Source organism: Bacteroidales bacterium (genome assembly GCA_013141385.1).
Taxonomy (GTDB): domain Bacteria; phylum Bacteroidota; class Bacteroidia; order Bacteroidales; family Tenuifilaceae; genus UBA8529.
Map to the genome: position 1 here is coordinate 23,681 of JABFRB010000034.1, position 22,732 is coordinate 46,412.

Here is a 22,732-nt window from a genome sequence, read left to right on the forward strand (position 1 = left end):
AAGAAATTCCGGCCTTTTGATTTCCATTTGTAATATAATGGGTTTATTTAGATATCTATCTTAGCATATTTAGCATGTTTTTCAATAAACTCTCTACGTGGAGGTACCTCATCGCCCATTAGCATCGAGAAGATTCTATCAGCCTCAGCCGCACTATCTATTGTAATTTGCCTTAGTATGCGAGTTGCTGGATTCATAGTTGTACTCCAGAGCTGCTCAGCATTCATCTCTCCTAAACCTTTGTAACGTTGAATGTGAACTGAACCCTCTCGGCCTTTACCAATTTCTTCAATAGCCTTGGCTCTATCCTCTTCGTTCCAACAGTATCGTTCTTCTTTCCCTTTTTTAACCAAGTAGAGCGGGGGTGTTGCGATATATAAATGTCCTTCTTGTATCAAATTGAACATATACCTGAAAAAGAATGTCATTATAAGGGTTGCGATATGACTACCATCAACATCGGCATCAGTCATGATAATGACTTTGTGATATCTTAATCCGCTAAGATTTAATGCCTTGCTATCCTCTTCGGTTCCAATGTGAACACCCAAAGCAGTAAAGATATTTTTTATCTCTTCGTTCTCGAAGATTTTATACTGCATTGCTTTTTCCACGTTAAGGATTTTTCCTCGAAGAGGTAGGATTGCCTGAAAACTCCTATCGCGCCCTTGTTTTGCTGTGCCACCTGCAGAATCTCCCTCCACAAAATAAACCTCTGTGAGTGCAGGATCTTTCTCGGAGCAGTCAGAAAGTTTTCCAGGGAGTCCGGACCCTGAAAGAACTGTCTTTCGTTGAACCAGTTCCCTTGCTTTACGTGCAGCATGACGAGCTTGTGCCGCAAGTATTACTTTTTGAACTATTGTTCTAGCATCCTTTGGGTTTTCCTCGAGATAATTGGCAAGAGCCTCACTAACAGCCTGATCTACTGCAAGACTGACTTCTGAATTGCCTAGTTTGGTTTTTGTTTGACCTTCGAATTGTGGCTCGTTAACTTTAACAGATATAATTGCAGTGAGTCCTTCGCGAAAGTCATCACCATTTATATCAAATTTCAGTTTTGTGAGCATACCCGAATCGTCAGCATATTTCTTAAGAGTTCGAGTTAGAGCTCTTCTAAAACCAGTTAAGTGTGTACCACCTTCAATGGTGTTGATATTATTTACATAGGAGTGTACATTTTCCGAAAAAGAGGTGTTGTACTGCATGGCAACTTCAACAGGTACATCATTCTTATCAGTTGAGATTGTGATTGTTTTTTCAATAAGACTTTCTCTGTTCGCATCGAGAAATAAAACGAATTCCTTTAATCCTTCCTCTGAATGAAAATCTTCTCGTAAATATTTCTTTTGTCCATCATCGCTTATCTCCATTTCGCGTTTATCGGTCATGGATAGGTATATCCCCTTGTTTAGGAATGCCAATTCACGGAGTCGGGAAGAAAGTATTTCAAAATTATATTCGGTGGTTTGAGTAAAAATCTGCTCATCAGGCATAAACGTTATTGTAGTACCTGTTCGATTTGTTTCTCCGATAATCTCAACATTAGCTAATGGTTTTCCTCTGCTATATTCCTGACGGTATAACTTACCGTTACGATGTACTTCTGCAATTAATACTTTTGATAATCCGTTAACGCAAGAAACACCTACACCATGCAAACCACCTGAGACTTTATAGCTATCCTTATCAAATTTACCACCTGCGTGCAGAACGGTTAATACCACTTCGAGTGCTGATTTCTTCTCCTTTTCATGATAATCAACAGGTATTCCTCGTCCATCATCAGTTACCGTTACTGAACCATCTTCGTTTATTACAACGTCAATATTGGTACAATGCCCAGCCATGGCTTCATCTATCGAGTTATCCACCACCTCGTAAACCAAATGGTGAAGTCCCTTAACCCCTGTATCGCCAATATACATAGCGGGTCTTAGCCTAACCGCCTCTAATCCCTCAAGAACTTGAATGCTGTCCGCTGAATAATCTGATTTTCCGTTTGTTTCGGCTAAATCTTTTTCGTTTTCACTGTTACTCATAATATTCTTTCGACTTTTTCATTAAGCACAAACCATAATCATTAGCATATTAAACTATACTTTACATAAAATAGAATAAATACTATTGATTTTCAGTTAATTGAATGAAATAAAATAAAACATCCAAAGTTAGTAAAATTTATTGAAATATTATTTTTTTTTGATAGATTTTTGCTTTTGTAAAAAATTAATAATCAGCATTATACGATAATTATTCGATATCCAAGAAAAGTACAATAAAAGATTGTAAATCAGATAATTTAAAAGGTGAAATTTTGTATAACGAACATGCTCAATTTAAACGATTAAAGCATATGGAATGAATCAAAAGAGTGATAAAGCTGAGAACGGCAACATGAGAATTAGAAAGTATATGTTAACCCAACCTTTAAATTAAAACGATACATGGGATAAAGATACCATACATCGTATTTTGACGAAGTAAGGTTGTTTAGATTTAAGAAAGCTGATAGTTTCTTATTGTATCTGTATTCAATTCCCAGATTGATGTCTGATACACCCTCAAGAGATTTAATAGGTTTGGTAATGCTAGACGTTTTAACGTAGCGTTTGCCCATTGAGAAAACATCAAGGTTGAGAATGATTTTATCTTTAATGTTATATCGGATGGACGCTAATGCGCTATAGTCTGGTATCTGCCATGGTTTAAGTAATTTATGCATTCTATAGTTGTCGTACTCAGCCCTAAAAAAGAAGTTGATTTTGGATGATGGGGCTATTGTAAGTTCTCCAAGAATTTTTGTTAATTCAACATTATCACTTTCGGCAGTGAATCTATTAAATAAAGGATTTGATGATTTGAGATTTGCATTGGTGAAAAAGTACATGCTATCGATTAGAGAATAGCTTGCAAATACGTTATATGATGCTTTAGTACTTAAGTTTCCTTTGATACCGCCTTTTAGGATGAATTTATGACTTGTGTTAAATACTTTTTTCCCCGGAATTAGCCACGGATTTTTAGCAGTTACTTTAGCGTATGAGTTTTCCTCAAGATAACCGTTAATTTCAACATATGGTATCAAATAATGGCTTATGATGTCGTAGGATAGTAATGCCATAGGGTAAAACGTTGATTGCTTCCCTGATGCATTGGCGTCAATAATAAGATTTGTTCCTACAAGGGCTCTCCATTGTTTACCGTAAAGATTTATCCAAGGGGAAAGCCTAATTATTGTATTATTTACTGAATCGAGGTTGGAGTTCTTCATGTAGTGATTAATGGAAAATTCGCCCCCAAAACGTTCTTCTTTGATGAACTTATCCATCTTTAACGATAGTTTAAGAAGACTCTCCTGCATGTCAAAATTATCGCTTAAATGGTTGAAACCTGTCTCAAACCTATAGTTGAGTTGAGTTGAATCTGTGTTACTAGAGTAGTAACCGATATTTGCATGAAACTGATTGAAATGTTGCTCTTTGGGTGCGGCATTTGGATCGTAAATAGTACCTGTGGGAGCATAAATATCATACCCATAGTAGGTTACTTTATGTTTATTAAATCCAGCATCAGCATTTACTATTGATTTTTTAAGAATTTTCTTTCCAAAGAGGTTTATATCTGTACGCCCAAAATCGCTATCAACTCGTTTCCCATTATTTAGCTTTATTTTGCCAAACGATGAATGGTTTTGTACCCATCCACCATAAGAATATTCCTTGCTGCGCCCGCTATTGTAGTATGCCTCAAAAATGGGAGATAGGCTATTGCCAAATCCAAGTTTAATGTAGGAGTTGCTTAAGTCGTTTAGCTGTTCCTGTAACATTCGAGCAGGAGTGATAGGTGTGATAGAATAATTTGAAATAATAGGTCGTTGAAGAATGGTGTAGGTGAGGTTTGACGTGAGTTTTAATGTGTCATCGATTTTAGGGAGTAGGTTAATTTTAAAGGCATCAGATATTGATGGTTCGTAAGGACGAACTACCTGAACCTCTTTATTCAGCTTATCCTCTTGCCCGTATAGAAAATGGGTTGAAAACAATAAGAGGTTTAGGATCAGTAATGTTAAAGAAAGCCTTATTATTTTAGTGTTCATATCGATTTCTAAAAAGTAGTAATGTGTTGAGATTTATTTACCTTAATGTTTATCGTATCCTGAGTTTCGATGGTTTGTTTACCCTTCTCTGCTTTTATTAGAGTATTTAGTTTTGAAGTAGCAAGGTCAATGATTCCATCATCAGGTACAGAATATCCATCTAATACACTCTGAAGGGTTGCTTTTGCTTGAAAAAAGTCATCTTTCTTGGAATAAATGTCGGAAAGAATAATAAAGCTTTTAGCTAACCAGTAGTTATGAGGTGTATTCTTCTCAGCGAATGAAAAAACTTCTGATTCGGCTTTTTCTAGATTGCCCAGTAGGAATTGAATTTCAGCCATGTGGTATTTTGATTCGGCTCCCTCTATAGTTTTTAAGTCGCTAGCAACTTTCGAAAACTCATCAAAGGCTTCTTTCAGTTTATCTTTTTGCATAAGAGCAAGTGCCAGCTTGAAACGAGTCAATCGTTCTGTTTCTAAAGGAAGTTTCTCGGTTAATAGTACTTTGCCTGCTGCCGTTATTACATCTTCACTACGATTGAGATTTGATGCTGAACGGAGTTTTCCAAGCCTTGCAACAAGAAGATTGTTTTTTACTTCTGCTTGATTTTCGAGTTTATCGTAGGTGTCGTATGCTTCAGCGTACATCCCTTTTCCAAAATATATCTGAGCAACTGAAAGTAATGCCTGTTCCGTGAAATCGTTTTTTTGACGTTGAACTACTTGTAAAAAGGCCTCTAGTGCTTTGTCGGGTGCGTCAGTACGGAAATAGCAATCGCCCAGGTAGAAATTTGCATTAAGAATAAAACTTCCTTTTGAATAATCTTCAATGTATTTACTTAGCGCTGGTTTTGATTTCTCACAATCGCCTGACATATATAACTTTTCGGCTGCTATGTATGAAAGAGAATCTTTTTCAGCTAAACTTACATTAGCAAAATTGCCAAGTTGAGCAGCATAAGCAAAATATGCATCAACATCACCTTTGTCAACATAAATGTTTTTAATGCCAACCAATGCGTTTTTGGCTTCTGTAGTTCCTGGGTATTCCTCAACAACTCGTTTGTAATAGATGGATGAGCTATCGGGCTTATCCTGATTAAAGTAGATTAATCCAAGTTGAACAAGGGCTTTCACGTGATAGCTGCTGCCTGAAAAATCACTTTCTATTTTTTTGTAGTATTTAACCGCTTCATCGTATTGCTTAAGGTTTTGGTTGGACTCAGCAATTTCATAGATTGCATCATCAATGTAATTAGATTGAGGGTGATTGCTGATAAGTTTTAGCAGTGTTTCTATCTCTTTTTGGGGTCTTTCAACAAGACCTAACGAGAAGCCTCGCTGAAACGTGGCGTAATCAACATCTATTGTGTTAGCGGTAATTGCTTTGTCGTAGTAATCAATAGCAGTCCAGTATTTACGCTGAATGAAGTATGAGTCACCAATTCGGTTATAGGCATCGCCAAGGAACTGCGTTTTCTCATTTTGGCTTATGTTTGTGTATTTACGAAACCATTCAATAGCATCGTCATATTTTTTTTGCTTAAAACTGGTGTAGCCAAGGTTGTAATGGGCTAGTTTATACTCTGGTAATTCAAAAGCACCAGAGGAGACTAAGAATTGGTTATAAATATTGGATGCTTGTTGGAAATTATCTAACTTAAAGTAGGATTCACCTTGCCAGTAAAGGGATTGAGCAAGAATTGTTCTATTAAAATCTGGGTATTTAAGCGATAGTTCAAATTTTTGAATAGCTTCTTTAAAGTTAAGGTTTTGAAATAATTCAAGCCCTCTAAAAAAGGCAACACGCTGATAAGCTCGTTTTATATTTGCATCCTGATTCTTAATGCTACCAAGTGATTCCAAGGCATCCTTGTAATTTCTGGTTTTTGAATAGGCCAGAACTAGGTAATTATATGCCTCATCTGTTCGTGGAGTGTTTGGGTAGAGTTCAATATACTTTTTAAAAGCATCAATGGCTTCATTGAAAGGGGAGTAGAGTAATTCGTAGGTGATTTTGGCAAAATTGAAAAGGGCATCCTCTTTTATCACAGGATCAAAATTGTTTTTTGAAGCCATAGCAAAAGCTTGACGAGCCTTGTTTTTATCATTTTGTTTAAGGTAACAATCTGCAAGATGGTAATTTGCATTTTGACTCAACGAATCCTCTTCCGTTGAAACCCTTTCAAGATTTTTAGCAGCCAATGAATAGTTTTGGACTTTATAGTAGGTGAAACCCATTAGGTAATAATCCTCGCGGGTAATATTTTTTGATTTTTGAAGATATTGTTCTAAGAATGGCACTGCTTTATCGAATTGCTTTAGCCTATAGTACGAGTCTCCAATTAACCTTGCAATTTCAGGTGCTCGTTTTTCTGATGCGGTTTCCAACAGTGGCGGTGCAAATTCTACAACTTTTTGATATTCGTTCTGAAGATAATATATCTGGGCGATATAGAATGGTGCTACTGGTGCAAAGGTTTCATCTTTTCGTAGCTTTTCGAATCCTTTTAGAGCTGTAGCATAATTTTTTTGGCTGTATGCAATATGTGAGTAGTAATAGATTGCTGGTGATGCAAATTTGTTATCGGTATCTTTTATATCGAAAAAAGCTTTGCTTGCAGCCTCTAAATTATTCAGGTTGAAATTGCTATACCCAATCATGAACTGAAGATCTGCTTTCTGCTCTGCATTAAAAGCCTTTCTGTCAATTTTCTGAAACCACGATAAGGCCTTTTTGTAATCCTTCTCGTTATAACGTAATCTTCCCATTTCAAGGTAAGCAAAATCTACCTTTTGACTTTCGGGGTAGCTGTTGATAAATGTGCCGATAAGATATTCTGCATCGTTATTGGTAAGTTCAATAGCGCACATTGCCCTGTAAAACTCTGCATCGGATTTAAGTTGGCTGGCATCTGGGCTCATTGATGATGCAACCTTTTCGAATAATTTTTGTGCATCAGCATACTTTCCCTTGTCATAAAGTTCTAACCCTTTACGATAGGAGATATCGTAATTTGTATAAAAGGTTGACTCCTGAGCACAAATAGAACCTGTGCGTGCTAATATTGTGAAAATGAATACAAACCTAATTGCACGATTTAACATATTTATGGTGTCTTGAAATTCGGATAAAAGTACTAAGAATTGACCTAAAAGATTGAATTATTAACTTCTTTTAATTAACACATAACTGTTAATAAGTTGATTTATTGTAATACCTATTGATTTGGGCTCTGGTATGGAGAGAAAGATTATTTATTTGTGCAGTGAAATTTATAACGTCTAGTTCATTGATAATAGATTAGATTATAGTAACTTGTAGAGAAAAATAGTTATGGTTTGTAAGGTAAGAAAATTACTCCGAGCCCACCAAACGCTGGAAGGTGCTGGAGTTAAACTTAAAAGGGTATTCGGTTACGATACAAGAATTGAGACTGATCCATTTCTGCTACTGGACCATTTTGGTTCCAATTACCCTGAGGATTATCTTGCAGGTTTTCCGTGGCATCCGCATAGAGGTATCGAAACGGTTACTTATATGATTGATGGATTAGTTGAGCATGGCGATAGTCTTGGAAATGTTGGTACTATTGGCCCCGGTGATGTACAGTGGATGACTGCGGGCAGCGGCATTATACACCAAGAAATGCCAAAAGCCCATAATGGTTTAATGTATGGGTTTCAGCTATGGGTAAATTTACCAAAAACTCACAAAATGACAAGCCCAAGGTATCGTGAGATTAAAACAAATGATATTCCGATTATTGAAAAGCCTGAGTCGATGCTAAAAATAATATCTGGAAGATATAAGAAAACCCATGGAGCTGTTCAAGATTTATTTGCCGAAATACTATATTTTGATATCAAAATTTGGCCCAATTCTACTTTCTCATACGAGGTAAACGAGGAGTATAATTGTATGTCGTATGTGTATGATGGAGAGGTTCAATTCCCTGGACGTGAATATTTTGTGCGTTCACATGAATTGGCGCTATTTGAAAGGGGCACGCAGATTGAAATGAAAGCAGGTGCTGATGGCGCAAGATTGCTGCTATTGGGAGGAAAGCCCTTGAATGAGAGAATTGCATGGAAAGGACCAATTGTTATGAATACAGATGAAGAACTTGAAGTGGCTTTTGAAGAGTTCTATAATGGTAATTTTATTAAAATAGCAAATTAATTTATAATGCGATTCGGGTTTTAAAAGAGTTTGTAGTTAATTCAAATTAACTCAATTGATATAAAATTTACCGTAAAAAAGAAGTAGTAAAATCTATCAAAAATAAGCTTATAAATTCATAGGTAATAATCATATTTGCAGATTCAATAGTTTACCATTCTTATGCCGCAGCTAATCGCTTTAGTCAACCCAAACGATGAGATTATTGGTTATGATAATAAAACAGTAGTTCATCAGAAAGGATTATTACATAGAGCATTTTCGATTTTGATTTTCAATAGCAAAGGTGAAATGCTATTGCAGCGCAGAGCACTTAGTAAGTACCATTCACCGGGTTTATGGACAAACACATGCTGTAGCCATTTACCTAAAGGGCTTGAGATGGAATCCATTATTCATGAAAGGTTACAGGAGGAGATGGGCTTTGATAGTGAATTAAAGCATACATTAGCATTCCACTATCAGGTCAATTTTGGTGATGGTATGATAGAGAACGAGATCGATCATATCTACATTGGATTTTTTAATGGAAACCCAATTCCAAACCCCACTGAGGTTTGTGAATGGGCTTGGCGTACAAAAGATTATGTATTGGAAGAGGTGAAAAACAAACCCGAAAAATATACTTACTGGTTCAAAAATATACTCGAAAATTATTTCGATTCCATAGAAGAAAAACTGAAAGGTTGTTAATATCATCTAGTTAGCATTATATATTTCTTTCTAAATAGTAGTAAACATCTTGATTCCCAGCGTTGTTAACAATTGTTGATAACCACTGTTTAAAACAAGTGCATATAAACAAACAAAAAACATTGCAATCACTTGATTTCCAAAGTAAATTTGTTTCATCAGACAAGCGATAAAAGGTTTGCCGCTGAAAAGTAAAAGCGAAACTACGCTGCTGTAAAAAGCAACATAAGCCGTTTGAGAACTAAAGAAAAGAAATCGAAAGAGGACTAATCTGAATGTTCAACTAATCAGAGGGCGGATATGAGGGGAAAAGTAGCTGTAATAGGCGAATTGAAACCGAATATGGGCGAAAGAAAACCTGCCCGCAAGGGTAAGAGTCCCGTCAACCAAAATAACAGTAGTCTGACACTTCAGCGGCTTGTCCGTAAAAAGTGACCAGGATTTTTTCAACCCGAAAGAATCCTGGTTTTGTTTTGTAGTTTTTGTAAACGAATTAATGTGATTCGATATAATTTTTAACACAGAGGTCTAAAGTTCTGAATATAAACAAAATGGTTGTTTTAATAAGATGCAAGTTTGCCCAAATGATGTTTATTGATATTGAGAAGCGCAGAGAACACAGAGGTTTTTTGATTTTGCATTTATGCAAAATCAACAATGTTAATATCTTTAATTTTCAACTTATCAATGTAATCCCTTGTTTTGGACTGACATCTAATTAAACTTCCAATTTTGCCATTTGTCTTGAATGTCGGAGCTTACGTTGGTTTGTGGATTTTGTTCTTTATTGTTTATCAATACTGATTTAAGGCCAATTTGCTCCATTAAATAATCCGACAATTCTTGATAGGTGAAATTACCTTTTGATTCTTTAATTTTTTTAAGCAAATAGTATGTAAACAACCCATGTTCTTTATCTTTATATGCAAGCGATGATTGCTCACCACTACTTGCAGTGAAAACCACAATATTTCCGTTAAGTATATCTTCCTTAGGTTTTACTTTTACTCCCCTTGCAGCAATTAAACCTTGCTTGCGAGCACCTCCGCTAAAACAGGCATCAAGAAATACAGTAACCCTTTTGCAAGGATACTCGGTTAATTTTTTATAGGCATCCATTAGTTTAATCCCATCGTTAACGTTATTACCGCTAACATCAACAGGTATTAGGTAGGGTTCTTTGTTCACCTCATCGGGTAAGCCGTGTCCTGCGTAGAAGAAGAATAGCTCCGCGTTACCCGAACTGTTTTTAGCCAGTAAGCTAATTCTATCCAAGGCTTGTTTCATTTTGCCTGTTGTAGCATCAAGGAGGAATGTTATGTTTTCGGTAGGAATATTTAGCGACTTTATGGCATATTCCTTAAATGCACTAGCATCGTTTCTGGCAAAATCTACATTTACCTCATTTGTAATATCGGTTTGCTGGGAGGCGTAATCTTCATTGCCTATAATTAGCGCAAACCGATTTTGGTTTTTATGTTTAAGTTCTGGAATGTCATTATCTACATCCGATTTGAATTTGAATGTGTATTTTCCATTTTCATTATAATTGGATGCCAATGATGGTGAGGAATTACTCTTTTTCAATAACTCATCAAAGTTGAATTGGCTGATTTGATCGAATAAACTGTTGTATGCTACGGAATACGTTTCGGATAGTACCCTTCCGGCTTTGTAGTATGGATAATGGGTAATGCTAAAGGGTGCGCTAGAATTAAACTTAAAATCGCTAATCGTAGTGTTGGGAATATTTATAGCCAACTTTGCTGTTAAGTCTGTTGATCCCCACCAAGGTGTGTAAGGAAACCATCCAGTAAACGGCCAAAAGAAGGCAGCATCAAATATCCATGTTCTTTTTATCTTTTCGGAGGGTACAATGTCAATATCAATTTTTAGGTTAGGGTATTTCTGGATAAGGTTGTTGAGTGTCTCATTCTTATAAATAGCATTGATAAATCTATTTTTCAATCCCGTTATATCATCTGCTTTGTCTTGATTTGTAAGTGCTGTGATTGTTAAATCGATATTTGGGTTGTCGATGGTTTTGCTACTCGATCTAACAATTTGCCGACCTTTGTAGTTCATTCCCAAACGGCTTGGGGTTACACAACTTATAAAAAGGATCGACATTAAAATGAATGAACAGGTCTTCATATCTATAAAAATAAATTAGTTAAATGGATGATTCATACGTTGGTTGCTAAAGATGAATCGCACCATAAAAATAGCTAATTTATATCCTTATCTTTTTATTTTTCAAGTTTTTTTCAGTTCGGAAATGATAAGAGTAAGAATATCAAGTTGAAAACCTGTAGGTTGTGATTTGTATTATATCGTTAAAAACTAGATTTGCAGGGATATACCTATAACGAAATCATAAATATTGGATTGACAAAAACTAATTCAGTTTAATTTTTCTAAGCCTTAGGCTATTTGAAACCACCGAAACAGAGCTCATAGCCATTGCGGCACCAGCAATCATTGGGTCGAACTGAAATCCTGTGAATGGGTAGAGTATCCCTGCTGCAAGGGGAATTCCAATAAGGTTGTAGATAAAAGCCCAGAAAAGATTCTGCTTAATCGTTTTCATGGTTTGTTTTGAAAGCTGAATTGCTTTGGCAATTTGATTAAGATCCGAGGTGATAATAGTAATTTTTGCAATCTCCATGGCAATATCAGAACCTTTGCCCATAGCTATACTTACATCGGCTTGAGCAAGTGCTTGAGAATCGTTTATGCCATCGCCAATCATAGCAACAATCCTACCTTCCGATTGAAGTTTCTTGATATACTCACCTTTATCGGATGGGAGCATACTGGCCTCAAATCGGGTAATTCCCACTTTACTGGCAACGGAAGCGGCAGTTGATTTGTTATCGCCTGTGAGCATAATTACATCAATGCCAATTTCCTTAAGCTTAGAAATGGCTTGTTTTGATGTTAGTTTTATTGCATCTGCAATGACAATTGCAGCAATAACCTGTTTTTGATCTGAGAAGAAGATTACTGTGTTTGAATCCTGCTCCCATTGCAATATCTTGTTTTTTATGGAGTCCGAAAAAGATATCCCATTGTCAAGCATCAATTTTTCGCTTCCAACCAGAAAGATTTCATCATTAATATGTGCCTTAATACCCAACCCCGTTAATGCTTCGAAGTGAGCTGTTTTTAGGGGTGAGTTAGTTTTTAATCCTAGATATTTAACTACCGCTTCAGCAAGGGGGTGTTCTGATAATGATTCAATGGAATATAATATCTCCTGATATGTTTTAAAATCTGAAAGACCTTCAATCCATATTTTGTCAACTACTTCGGGTTTTCCCTCGGTAATTGTCCCTGTTTTATCGAGTACAACGGTGTTGATTTTATGGGCAATCTCAAGGCTCTCAGCGTCCTTTATTAGGATGTTGTTCTCAGCACCTTTTCCTACACCTACCATTATGGCCGTTGGAGTGGCAAGTCCAAGGGCGCAAGGGCAGGCAACAGCCAAAACGGTTACCAGCGCAAGTATTCCTTGTATAACCCCTTTTTCGCCACCAAATAAAATCCAGATAATCATGCTAAGTATCGCAATTCCCATTACGGTTGGAACAAATATTCCCGCAATTCTATCGGCAAGTTGCTGAACGGGTGCTTTACTTCCTTGCGCTTGCTCAACCATCTTAATTATATGGCTTAAAATAGTCTCCGAACCAACCTGCTCCGCCTTAATAGTTAGCGTTCCTTTTTGGTTGATTGTACCTGCAAAAACTTTGTTGTCTACTGATTTAAATACTGGCAGTGGTTCACCAGTAATGGTGCTTTCATCAACGAACGATGAGCCATCGGACACAGAGCCATCAACAGGAATTCTATCGCCTGGCTTTACAACTACCAAATCGTTTGCTACTACCTCGTGGATAGGAACTTCAACAAGTACATGGTTTTTTAATAGCGTTACAGTTGTGGGCTGAAGACCCATTAGCTTACGGATTGATGATGATGTTTTTCCCTTTGCTTTCTCCTCTAAGTATTTGCCAAGGAGTATGAAGGTTATGATTACTGCTGCCGACTCGTAGTAAACATGTGGGTGTAAACCACGATTATGCCAGAATTCAGGCCATATTGTGTTGAATAGGCTAAATGAAAAGGCAATAAAAGTGCTTAGCGCAACAAGCGCATCCATGTTTGCCTTAAAATGCTTTGCCTGCTTAATGGCGTTGATATAAAAGGTCCGTCCAAACCAGAAGACAACAACGATAGAGAGAACCATCGATATCCAAGGTGAGTATTGCCAGTTCATGAAAACCATACCAAGAACTACAACTGGTATGGAGAATATGGATGATAGAATTGTTTTCGTTTTTAGCGAGTGGATGTTCTTCTCCCGTGCTTCGCTAACCGATTTATTAGTATCAACGGAATCAATAATTAGATCGTAACCTATTGAGCGAATTACCTCTTGTAGCTTGGCAGGTGATATCTGTTTTTCGTTAAAGTCAACCCAGGCGGTATGGTTTGCTAGGTTAACTCCTGCATCGGTAACTCCTGCTTGTGATTTGAGCATTGATTCAACGCTGCCCGAGCAACCAGCACACGACATGCCCGTTACAGGGTAAATTACTTTTGTCATTACTAAAAGATGTTTATTATTGAGAATAACAGCCAAAAGTAGGAAAAGTTTATGGGGAGTAGTAAAGTTGATTTGCTGATATGTCAACGTGTGGAGAAGATATAATTTGAGATAACAATTAGTGACTGAAAATATAGTGAGATGAAAGGCGTTTGTTGATAAGGGCTTTTTTCGACTGGAGGGGAAATGGAGATGTGTTGTTTTATGGATGGTTAAGAGTGCCGATCTCTTTATAAAACTTTCTCTGTACTTTTTTCTTGATAAAAATGTACCCAAAAATCAAGAAGATATGATGCTCCGACCCACAGGCTAGCTCAGGCTCGCCATATCTTCAGGCCGCCCGCTGACAAAACAATGATTTTGGGTGATGGATTGCCATTTTATAATGGACGAAGATTATCTGAATGCGGGCACGGACGAGGACGTCCGCACGAGCAGGTAGTTGATATGCCAAAAAGCGGGGAAGAAGGTAGGAGTGAGGCATAATCAGTTTTTTTATGGGAGTTGCTGATAATATGTTGATAATTTCATTATCTGTTTTATATCTTATCAAATATCTTGCAATAACTTTCACATCCTAAAATATTTTGAAATGGCTATATTTAACAAAAATCAGCAGGGAGCAAAATTGTCTCCGGAGAATTATATAAGGCAAAGAGCCAGAACGCTTCCAGTCTACGAGTGTTTGGTAAACAGGGGCTGGGAGGAATCAAAAATGGCGGATGTTATAGTTGCCAGATTGCACGTTAATGGTAATGTTACGCTAGGGTTTTATCAGGTCGATTTATTTTGTTTAGGCGTAAAGGATACATGGTATGCTTTTAATATTCCAATTCATGAGTATAGAGATAAATTTGTAACTCCAAACAGTGACTATGAGATGGAGTTTGATAAGATAGATTACAAGCTAGCTCATAATATAATTTTTGCTGGGGTTGATTTTGCTACTAATATAGGGTTTGACCCTCATAAAGATTTCCTGAAAACTACACAGTATTTACTCGAAGAGGATGATGAAAACGTTGAACTTGTTGAGGTGGAGTGCGGTTACAATGGAATGCCCGCAGTAGTTAGAGGCGAAGAGAATAGTAAGGAATGTTCGAAAATTATCGCAAAGCTCGATTATTTGGTTGGCAAAGGGAACTATCATGTGATTAATATTGATGGGCTTGATGAGGATGAACCCGAAGAAGAGGTTGCCGAATACACTCAGGAGCAGTTCGAGGTGGATAAGAAGACCTTTAAAAAAGGGATAAAAAAAATCAATAAGTTTAAACCCAATGATTTTATGAACTTTCTGGAAGTTTCTAGGCGAATGTTTTATCATCTGGTTGACGACAGTAAGGTTGATGAGGCATACAGTAATATGACTGAAACATTAGATGTTGTGGTGTCTTACAACGATATTCCCGATGAATTCTTTGGAGTCTCAACCAGTACTATCAAAGATATGGATTGGCTTAAGAGTACAATGATTGATGCTTTTTATGCAAAAGTAGGTGATGAGAACTTTTTAATACTATACAACTCTTTAAAGAATGCTTATCCCGACATGCCTGCTGTAGCTGCGCTGGATTTGTCCTTGTTGTACGATTCAGATTTTGAAACTTATCAGCAGAGATTAGAGGAGTATAGGGTTAAATTCCCCGATTATAAACTTTTCGATATAATGAATTACCTGGAAGTTTCGGAGAGTAAGCCTTTCGATGAGGAGTTACTAAAAAAAGAATTGAGATTATGTGATTTTTTTGATGACCGAAAAACGTTATTCTGGGTTGAGATGTATCATTTTATTAAGTTGTACTCATTGCATACGCTAGCCCAAGCCGATCCCGTTCGAATTGGGGCATTGTACGATTTTTTATTTGAGGATTACCTGCCACAGGAGGCGACACCACCGGGTAAAGTTACTTCACTGATGTTTATGACTGATTATGTGAAGGAATCTATATAAAAGGTTGTAGATTTGCTAACAATTGATATCATTGTAACTATTCAGCAATAGACGCAATAAAGATAAAAACTACGGAGACGTAGAGAACATAGAGAGGCACAGAGATGATTATTCAAAAAAATGTATTGGTGTTGCATGCCATTAAACAGTTTGCCAAGTTGTTTCAAGGCTATTTTTTCTGTGACTGGTGAAACAATTATTGAGATAAAACTCTGTGATCTCCGTGCCTCCGTGGTGAACATTTTCATATCCTACAACATTTAAATCAACCCTAAAAATAATTGTATGGAAACCCCCATTAACCCCAAAAGCACTAAGAATGAAATTCTAGCAGCTTACGATGATTTACTTAAGCAGATAAAAGACGGCAAAAAGGACGATCAGCCAAGCGGACAATCCACAAAGGAGCGGGAAAAACCTCAAAAAGTGGCAGCTGATGTATCGTTCGAGGGGATTGTTAAAAGCATAGCCGATCAAAAGATAAATCTTACAACTTCGCTTGATAAGCTGGAAAGTCAGCTGCTCGAAAGGTTTAAACAGCTAACCCAGTTGAATGAAACTGTTACCAATCAGGAAAAATACTTAAACGAACTTTACTCCATTAAGGCGAATGTTGATTCGTTGGCAGCTCTAATTGAAGCACAAAAGGTTAAAAAGGTAGAGTTTGAGAAGGAGATGAGCGAATTGCAGAGGTTGTTTGAGACCAAAAAGGTAGAATTTGAGCGTGAATTCAAGGAGCAAAGCGATAAGACCCAGCGTGAACGCAAGCGTGAGGAGGAGGAATATCGCTATAACCTTGCTATTTCTAGAAAGAAGGAGACCGATGCCTATGAGGAGAAAAAACTTAAGGCTGAGAAAGACCTACAGGAAAAGAGTGAGGCTTTTGAGCGTAAAGCTAAAGAGTTTGAAGCCAGCAAGGCTGAAATAGAATTGGAGCTAACCGAACTACGTAAGCGGGCAAAGAATTTCCCTGTAGAGCTCGAATCGGCTGTAAAACTAGCAGAAACTAACCTTGAACAACGCCTCCAGTTCCAGTTTAAGCACGAGCGTGACCTTGCTACCCAGAAAACGGAGAGCGAACAGAAGTTGCGTGACCAAACCATTACAACCCTTAAGGATAAAATTAAGGAGCAGGAACTTCTAATTAAGCAGCTTGCAGAAAAGGCTACCAGCGCCGAGAATAGCGTGAAGGATATTGCCATAAAAGCCCTTGAAAGCTCATCGAACGTTAGGATATTCGAAAAATCGAAGGAGGGACGGGATAATTAGTGTGTACTTGGTTAGCGTAAGCAATAGGTAATATAAATTCCATCGGGGGAGTTCCTATCTCTTTATGAGATTGGAACTCTTTGTATTTAATCCCGAAGGGATTGAAGGTGAATAGCCCCGTATGCAAGCGGGGTGAGGTATGAGCGAAAGAACAACCACAAAGTGGTTGAATATTATTAGTATAATGAATTCTGTGAAGCAGGGTGTTTGTTATTTTGAATTAGTGCGGTCAAAGACCGCTATTTAAAAAAGACGAAGTCGCAGACTTCGCCCAGCTGGGGTAATTTAAGTGGTTTGACTCCAGAATGTTACCATCTAATCGCAGGATGTGATGTAAATATCGCAAGATGTGATAATTTTGCATTGTAAGGCATCTGTAAATGATGCAATACCATTAATTGATTGTATAATGTGAATCTCACTAGCGCAGATTTAGCTACGCTGAACTCGTAAAGTACACTCGGTTGTAACCAACCAAAGTGCGCTCAGCAAAGTTAATCCATGCTAGAGTTAAGAGCGATACATACAGTAATTGGCAATAAAATTTAAGCTAGAGAAGCACGGATTCGACGGAGCGTATAAACTCCAGCCCCTTGAAAAGTGGCTATAACAGAGTGGTACGGTGGTTTCTTTTCTTTTTTGAGGAGAGTAGGAGTGATAATTTTAATGGTTTGACTCCAAGGTGTTATCAATTAATCGCAAAGTGCGATATTATTATTGCAAATTGTGATAATACTGCATATGAAATTTAAAATTAAATAATACGTATTTTTAAGTTTAACACTGACAGGGTTCAAAACCCTGTTAGAGTTTGTATGATTTTGGCAAAGTTGTAGGTGAATTTTATATAAACGCTGCCAGCTTCTCCGAACTCTGGCAGGTTGTGAACTGACGAATTACGGAAGACCCGGCAGCGTTCGAAGAACCTGCCGGAGTCTAAAATGGTAACTATGAAAATAAATCTAGGAAACCCATTGGTAGTCAGCCAAAATATTTTATACTTTTATAAACGATTATTTAAACAAAAAAAGGCGACTTGCGCCGCCGTAAATGTTTTATTCATGCTTTAAATAGGTTTTAATATGGTATTCATGAAATATTTAAGCAAAAAAATACCCCCGTATTGTAAGACGAGGGCGGCTTAAATGTTTTCACAACGGAATAATCCTTATTGTGAATTGCTTTTAGATTGTAGAACAAATATAGACATAAAAATTTAAAGTCAATATAATATGAAAAAGATTTTAGGACTTGATCTGGGAACTAACTCAATTGGGTGGGCGTTGATTAGCGAAAACGAAGCGAAAAAAGAAATTATAGGAATGGGTAGTAGAATTATACCTATGAGTCAAGATATCCTAGGCGAATTTGATAGGGGTAATTCCGTTTCACAAACAGCAGAAAGGACAGGTTTTAGAGGAGTACGCCGATTACGTGAAAGGCATTTGCTGCGCCGTGAACGATTGCACAGAGTATTGAATATTATGGGCTTTCTTCCTAGGCATTATGCAGAATCTATTGATTTCGAAAAGAATTTAGGGCAATTTATAGATGATTCTGAACCAAAATTGGTTTATCGAATAAACCCAATAACCAATAGGGTTGAATTTATCTTTCAAGAATCCTTTAATGAAATGATGGCTGATTTTAGAAAGAATCAACCCCGTTTATTAGAGAAAAACAAAAAGATCCCTTACGATTGGACGATATATTATTTACGTAAAAAGGCTTTGACCTCTAGGATTGAAAAAGAAGAGTTGGGTTGGCTTCTTTTGAATTTCAATCAAAAGCGAGGGTATTATCAGTTGCGTGGAGAAGATGAAGAAGAACAGCAAAATAAAACGGTTGAGTTTTATTCGCTTAAAGTCATTGATGTTATTGATAGTGGAGATAAAAAAGGAAACAATGATATTTGGTATAATGTGGTTTTGGAGAATGGATGGATTTATAGACGAACAAGTAAAACACCTCTAGATTGGAAGGGGAAGATTAAAGATTTTATTGTAACAACCGATATTGACGAAAATGGAAATGTAAAAACAGATAAAGAAGGGAAAGAGAAACGTTCATTCAGAGCACCATTGGAGGACGATTGGACATTAATCAAGAAAAAAACTGAAGCGGACATCGACAAGAGCCATAAAACTGTTGGCTCATACATTTATGAAACAATGCTTTTAAATCCCACTCAGAAAATAAAAGGGAAATTGGTAAGAACAATTGAACGCAAGTTTTATAAAGAGGAGTTAAGGCAAATTCTTGAGAAACAAAAAGAGTTTCATTCAGAATTGAACGATTCTACCCTTTATTCTGCTTGTTTAGAAGAACTATACGAATTTAACGATGCACATAAAAATAGTATTAGAGGTAAAGATTTCACACATCTCTTTTTGAATGATATTATTTTCTATCAGCGACCATTAAAAACCAAGAAATCTTTAATCAGTAATTGTCAGTATGAGACGAGAACTTTTATTAAAGATGGGAAAAAAGAGGTAGAACCCCTAAAATGTATTGCCAAGTCGCATTCTTTATTTCAAGAATTTAGATTGTGGCAGTTCATTCACAATCTGAAAATATACGTCCGAGAAAAAGTGGTAAATGGTAAAATTGAAACCGATGTTAACATTACCAACGAATTTTTAAAAACCGATGATGATTGGGTTAATCTATTTGATTGGCTTAATGGTAGAAAAGAAATTGATCAAAAGGCTTTCTTGAAATATTTCAAATTAAAGATTGAAACACATCGATGGAATTATATTGATGATAAGGAGAATAAAAAAAGTTATCCATGCAACGAAACCCATTTTCAAATAGCCTCCCGTTTGGCAAAAGTTGAAAACCTTCCTGATGATTTCTTGACTAAAGAGGTTGAAGAGTCGCTATGGCATATCCTTTATTCGGTGGAAGATAAAAAGGACATTGAGAAAGCTCTAAAGACCTTTGCAGTAAAGCATGGATTGAACGAAGATTTTGTTGAAGGTTTCAAGAAATTCCCTCGGATTGAAAAGGAGTATGGCTCATACTCCTCAAAAGCAATCAAGAAATTGTTATCGTTAATGCGTATGGGAAAGTATTGGAATGAAGAATCAATACCATTTGAAATTAAAAGCAGAATAGAATTAATTGTTGAGCGATTGAAATCTGTAGATTATATTGAAAGTAAGATTGATTCAATAGCCGATGATGATATTCCAAAACAAATTTTAAAAAGTTTTGTAAAGTGTAATAATCATTATAGCGGATTAAATACCTATCAGGCTTGCTATGCAGTTTATGGCAGGCACTCGGAATCTGGTGAAATCAGAAATTGGGAAACCCCTGCCGATATTGAGCAATACCTACGAGAAGAATTTAAGCAGCATTCACTTCGAAATCCTATTGTTGAGCAGGTAATAACCGAAACGTTGAGGGTTGTAAAGGATATTTGGAAGCATTATGGCAATAGTGAGAAGAATTTTTTCAAGGAGATTCATATTGAGTTGGGGCGTGAAATGAAAAATCCTGCCGATAAGCGCAAAACAATGACTAATCAGATGTCTGAGAATGAGAATACAAATTTGAGGATTAAAGCAATGCTTGTTGAGTTATTTAATGACGGGAATATTGAAAATGTTCGCCCTTACTCTCCAAACCAGCAGGAAATACTCAAATTATACGAGGAAGGCGTTTTGAATGCTGAAACTGATATTCCTGAAGATATCCTGAAAATATCAAAAAAGTCACAACCCTCAAAAGTCGAAATTGAGCGATATAAACTCTGGTTAGCACAGAGGTACTGTTCCCCATACACTGGTGAAATGATACCTTTATCTAAACTTTTCACAACAGCATATCAAATAGAACATATAATACCTCAATCCCGCTATTTTGATGACTCCTTAAGCAATAAGGTTATATGCGAGGCTGAAGTAAATAAGGATAAAGACAATAGTTTGGCTTACGAGTACATTAAAAATAATAGTGGTAAAAAAATTGAATTGAGCTATGGTAAAGAGGTTACCCTTTTTACACTCGCTGCCTATGAGGAACATGTTAAGCGAAGTTTCTCAACTAGTAGGGGTAAAATGAAGAAACTGTTAATGGAGGATATTCCTGAAACTTTTATTAACCGACAATTAAATGATAGTCGCTACATCAGCAAGGTGGTTAAGGGGCTGTTGTCAAACATCGTTCGAACAGAAGATGAACTGGAGAGTACTTCAAAAAATGTATTATCAAGCAATGGTAATATTACATCAATACTAAAACAGGATTGGGGATTAAATGATGTTTGGAATAATGTCATAACACCTCGTTTCGAGCGGTTAAATAAACTTACTGGTAGTAATAATTTTGGTCAATGGACCAGTAAGGAGGGGAAACAAGTTTTTCAAACACAGGTGCCATTGGAATTGCAAAAAGGTTTTGTGAAAAAGAGGATTGACCATAGACATCATGCAATGGATGCGTTGGTTATTGCCTGTGCTACACGGAATCATATTAACTATCTGAACAATGAACACGCAAGGCAAAAAGAGGATAAAACTCGCTTTGAGTTACGCAATATGCTCCGAAGAATTGAGGAAATTGAAGTTGATAGGATTGAAAATGGCCAGAAAATCAGAAAGAAAATTAAAGTAGCCAAAGAGTTTCACAAGCCCTGGAAAACATTTACTCAAGATGCTCAATCTGTACTAGAGGGTATTGTGGTTAGTTTCAAACAAAACTTAAGGGTAATTAATAAAAGTGTGAACCATTATCAAAAGTTTGTTGACGGTAAAAAAGTTCTTGAAAAGCAAATCAAAGGAGATAGTTGGGCAATTCGAAAACCTATGCACAAGGATACCGTTTCAGGTAGCGTTACTCTGCGGTTTAAAAAAATGGTTCAACTTACGGTTGCAATTGATAGCGTAGAAATGATAGTTGATAAATCCTTAAGAGCAAAAGTAAAAGAGCTATTAGTACAGAACAATGATAAAAAGAAAATTGTCAAATTTTTTAAAGACATTGAGTATAAATGGAACGATAAGGACATTTCGAGAGTCGAAATCTACTACTTGGATAATGGAAATGTAGCATCAAGAGTGAAAGTTGACGAAAGTTTTAATGGTGAAAAAATTGGTAATATTACCGATACAGGTATTCAAAAGATAATGTTAAATCACTTGAATCAGGAGAAATATCAAAATCAATTAGATGAGAGTGGAAAATCGATACTGCCTGAAACACTGGCTTTTTCTGCTGATGGCTTGGATGATTTGAATGCAAATATTGTAAAACTCAACAATAATAAATCCCACCAACCAATACTCAAGGTTCGAACATTTGAACCCAAAGGGAATAAGTTTAATGTAGGTGTTACTGGTAATAAAAGAGATAAATTTGTTGAAGCTGCTAAAGGGACAAACCTGTTTTTTGCTGTATATCAAGATAAATCAAGTAAACGAAATTATGAATCTATTCAATTAAATCATGTTATTGAATTGCAGAAACAAGGTTTTATGCCAGTACCCGAATTGAATGAGAAAGGTGATAAACTATTATTTTATCTTTCTCCCAATGATTTGGTCTATGTTCCAAATGAAGAGGAGCAAGAGAATCCTCATTTGGTAAATTTTTCAAAATTGCAAGAAGAGCAGGTAAGTAAAGTTTATAAAATGGTTAGTTGCTCTGGAAATCAATGTTTTTTTATCAGAAATAATATTGCAAACTCTATTGTTAACAAAGTGGAATTTTCTGCTTTAAATAAAATGGAGAAATCTATTGAGGGTACAATGATAAAAGAATTTTGTTGGAAACTCAAAGTCGACCGCCTTGGCAATATTACCGAAGTCAACGGGAAACCAATTTTATAATTCAACGGTTATTAAGAATATCTAACCCCAACAGGGTTTTGAACCCTATCGAGGGTTCGTTGGTTAACCAACCCTGACAGAGTTTT

Annotated in this window: 10 protein-coding genes; 5 read left to right on the plus strand and 5 right to left on the minus strand. The window is 36.5% G+C overall.

Going from position 1 to position 22,732, the window contains the following annotated elements; translation table 11 throughout:
- Positions 1–47 precede the first annotated feature (47 nt).
- From gyrB to HOO91_17495, 3 genes are all read right to left on the minus strand, one after another.
- Positions 48–2,039 carry a DNA topoisomerase (ATP-hydrolyzing) subunit B gene (gene gyrB, locus HOO91_17485; protein NOU19352.1) on the minus strand — a complete coding sequence of 664 codons (1,992 nt, stop codon included), beginning with the start codon at positions 2,037–2,039 and terminating at the stop codon, positions 48–50.
- Between the two features lie 362 nt (positions 2,040–2,401).
- On the minus strand, positions 2,402–4,096 hold the full coding sequence (locus HOO91_17490; protein NOU19353.1) for a TonB-dependent receptor: 1,695 nt from the start codon (positions 4,094–4,096) through the stop codon (positions 2,402–2,404).
- Between the two features lie 8 nt (positions 4,097–4,104).
- The gene (locus HOO91_17495) at positions 4,105–7,203 is read right to left on the minus strand and encodes a tetratricopeptide repeat protein (GenBank protein NOU19354.1); all 3,099 of its coding nucleotides are present in this window, start codon (positions 7,201–7,203) and stop codon (positions 4,105–4,107) included.
- Between the two features lie 229 nt (positions 7,204–7,432).
- On the opposite strand from HOO91_17495, the gene HOO91_17500 reads away from it, so the two are divergent.
- Together HOO91_17500 and idi are read left to right on the plus strand one after the other, a co-directional pair.
- Positions 7,433–8,278 (plus strand): pirin family protein, encoded by an 846-nt coding sequence (locus HOO91_17500; protein ID NOU19355.1) that lies wholly within the window; start codon positions 7,433–7,435, stop codon positions 8,276–8,278.
- A 162-nt stretch (positions 8,279–8,440) separates the two neighbouring features.
- Positions 8,441–8,971 carry an isopentenyl-diphosphate Delta-isomerase gene (gene idi / locus HOO91_17505; protein ID NOU19356.1) on the plus strand — a complete coding sequence of 177 codons (531 nt, stop codon included), beginning with the start codon at positions 8,441–8,443 and terminating at the stop codon, positions 8,969–8,971.
- Positions 8,972–9,685: 714 nt separating this feature from the next.
- Here idi and HOO91_17510 read toward each other — a convergent pair.
- Positions 9,686–11,056: a caspase family protein gene (locus HOO91_17510; protein NOU19357.1), complete on the minus strand. Its 1,371-nt coding sequence runs from the start codon at positions 11,054–11,056 to the stop codon at positions 9,686–9,688.
- A gap of 313 nt (positions 11,057–11,369) precedes the next feature.
- Positions 11,370–13,583 (minus strand): copper-translocating P-type ATPase, encoded by a 2,214-nt coding sequence (locus HOO91_17515; protein ID NOU19358.1) that lies wholly within the window; start codon positions 13,581–13,583, stop codon positions 11,370–11,372.
- Positions 13,584–14,175: 592 nt separating this feature from the next.
- Between HOO91_17515 and HOO91_17520 the strand changes: the two genes are divergently transcribed.
- The 3 genes from HOO91_17520 (at position 14,176) to HOO91_17530 (ending at position 22,646) form a co-directional block, all read left to right on the plus strand.
- A complete protein-coding gene (locus HOO91_17520) occupies positions 14,176–15,537 on the plus strand; it encodes a hypothetical protein (GenBank protein ID NOU19359.1) in 1,362 nt (453 codons plus the stop codon).
- Positions 15,538–15,822: 285 nt separating this feature from the next.
- Positions 15,823–16,806 (plus strand): hypothetical protein, encoded by a 984-nt coding sequence (locus HOO91_17525; protein ID NOU19360.1) that lies wholly within the window; start codon positions 15,823–15,825, stop codon positions 16,804–16,806.
- A gap of 1,232 nt (positions 16,807–18,038) precedes the next feature.
- The gene (locus tag HOO91_17530; GenBank protein ID NOU19361.1) at positions 18,039–22,646 is read left to right on the plus strand and encodes a type II CRISPR RNA-guided endonuclease Cas9; all 4,608 of its coding nucleotides are present in this window, start codon (positions 18,039–18,041) and stop codon (positions 22,644–22,646) included.
- Positions 22,647–22,732 lie beyond the last annotated feature (86 nt).

What these genes read in the sequence shown, in the direction of transcription:
- HOO91_17495 (NOU19354.1), bottom strand. Translation starts at nt 7,203, where the DNA reads ATGTTAAATCGTGCAATTAGGTTTGTATTCATTTTCACAATATTAGCA.
- idi (NOU19356.1), top strand. Translation starts at nt 8,441, where the DNA reads ATGCCGCAGCTAATCGCTTTAGTCAACCCAAACGATGAGATTATTGGT.
- HOO91_17510 (NOU19357.1), bottom strand. Translation starts at nt 11,056, where the DNA reads ATGAACTACAAAGGTCGGCAAATTGTTAGATCGAGTAGCAAAACCATC.
- HOO91_17490 (NOU19353.1), bottom strand. Translation starts at nt 4,096, where the DNA reads ATGAACACTAAAATAATAAGGCTTTCTTTAACATTACTGATCCTAAAC.
- HOO91_17520 (NOU19359.1), top strand. Translation starts at nt 14,176, where the DNA reads ATGGCTATATTTAACAAAAATCAGCAGGGAGCAAAATTGTCTCCGGAG.
- HOO91_17525 (NOU19360.1), top strand. Translation starts at nt 15,823, where the DNA reads ATGGAAACCCCCATTAACCCCAAAAGCACTAAGAATGAAATTCTAGCA.
- HOO91_17530 (NOU19361.1), top strand. Translation starts at nt 18,039, where the DNA reads ATGAAAAAGATTTTAGGACTTGATCTGGGAACTAACTCAATTGGGTGG.
- gyrB (NOU19352.1), bottom strand. Translation starts at nt 2,039, where the DNA reads ATGAGTAACAGTGAAAACGAAAAAGATTTAGCCGAAACAAACGGAAAA.
- HOO91_17515 (NOU19358.1), bottom strand. Translation starts at nt 13,583, where the DNA reads ATGACAAAAGTAATTTACCCTGTAACGGGCATGTCGTGTGCTGGTTGC.
- HOO91_17500 (NOU19355.1), top strand. Translation starts at nt 7,433, where the DNA reads ATGGTTTGTAAGGTAAGAAAATTACTCCGAGCCCACCAAACGCTGGAA.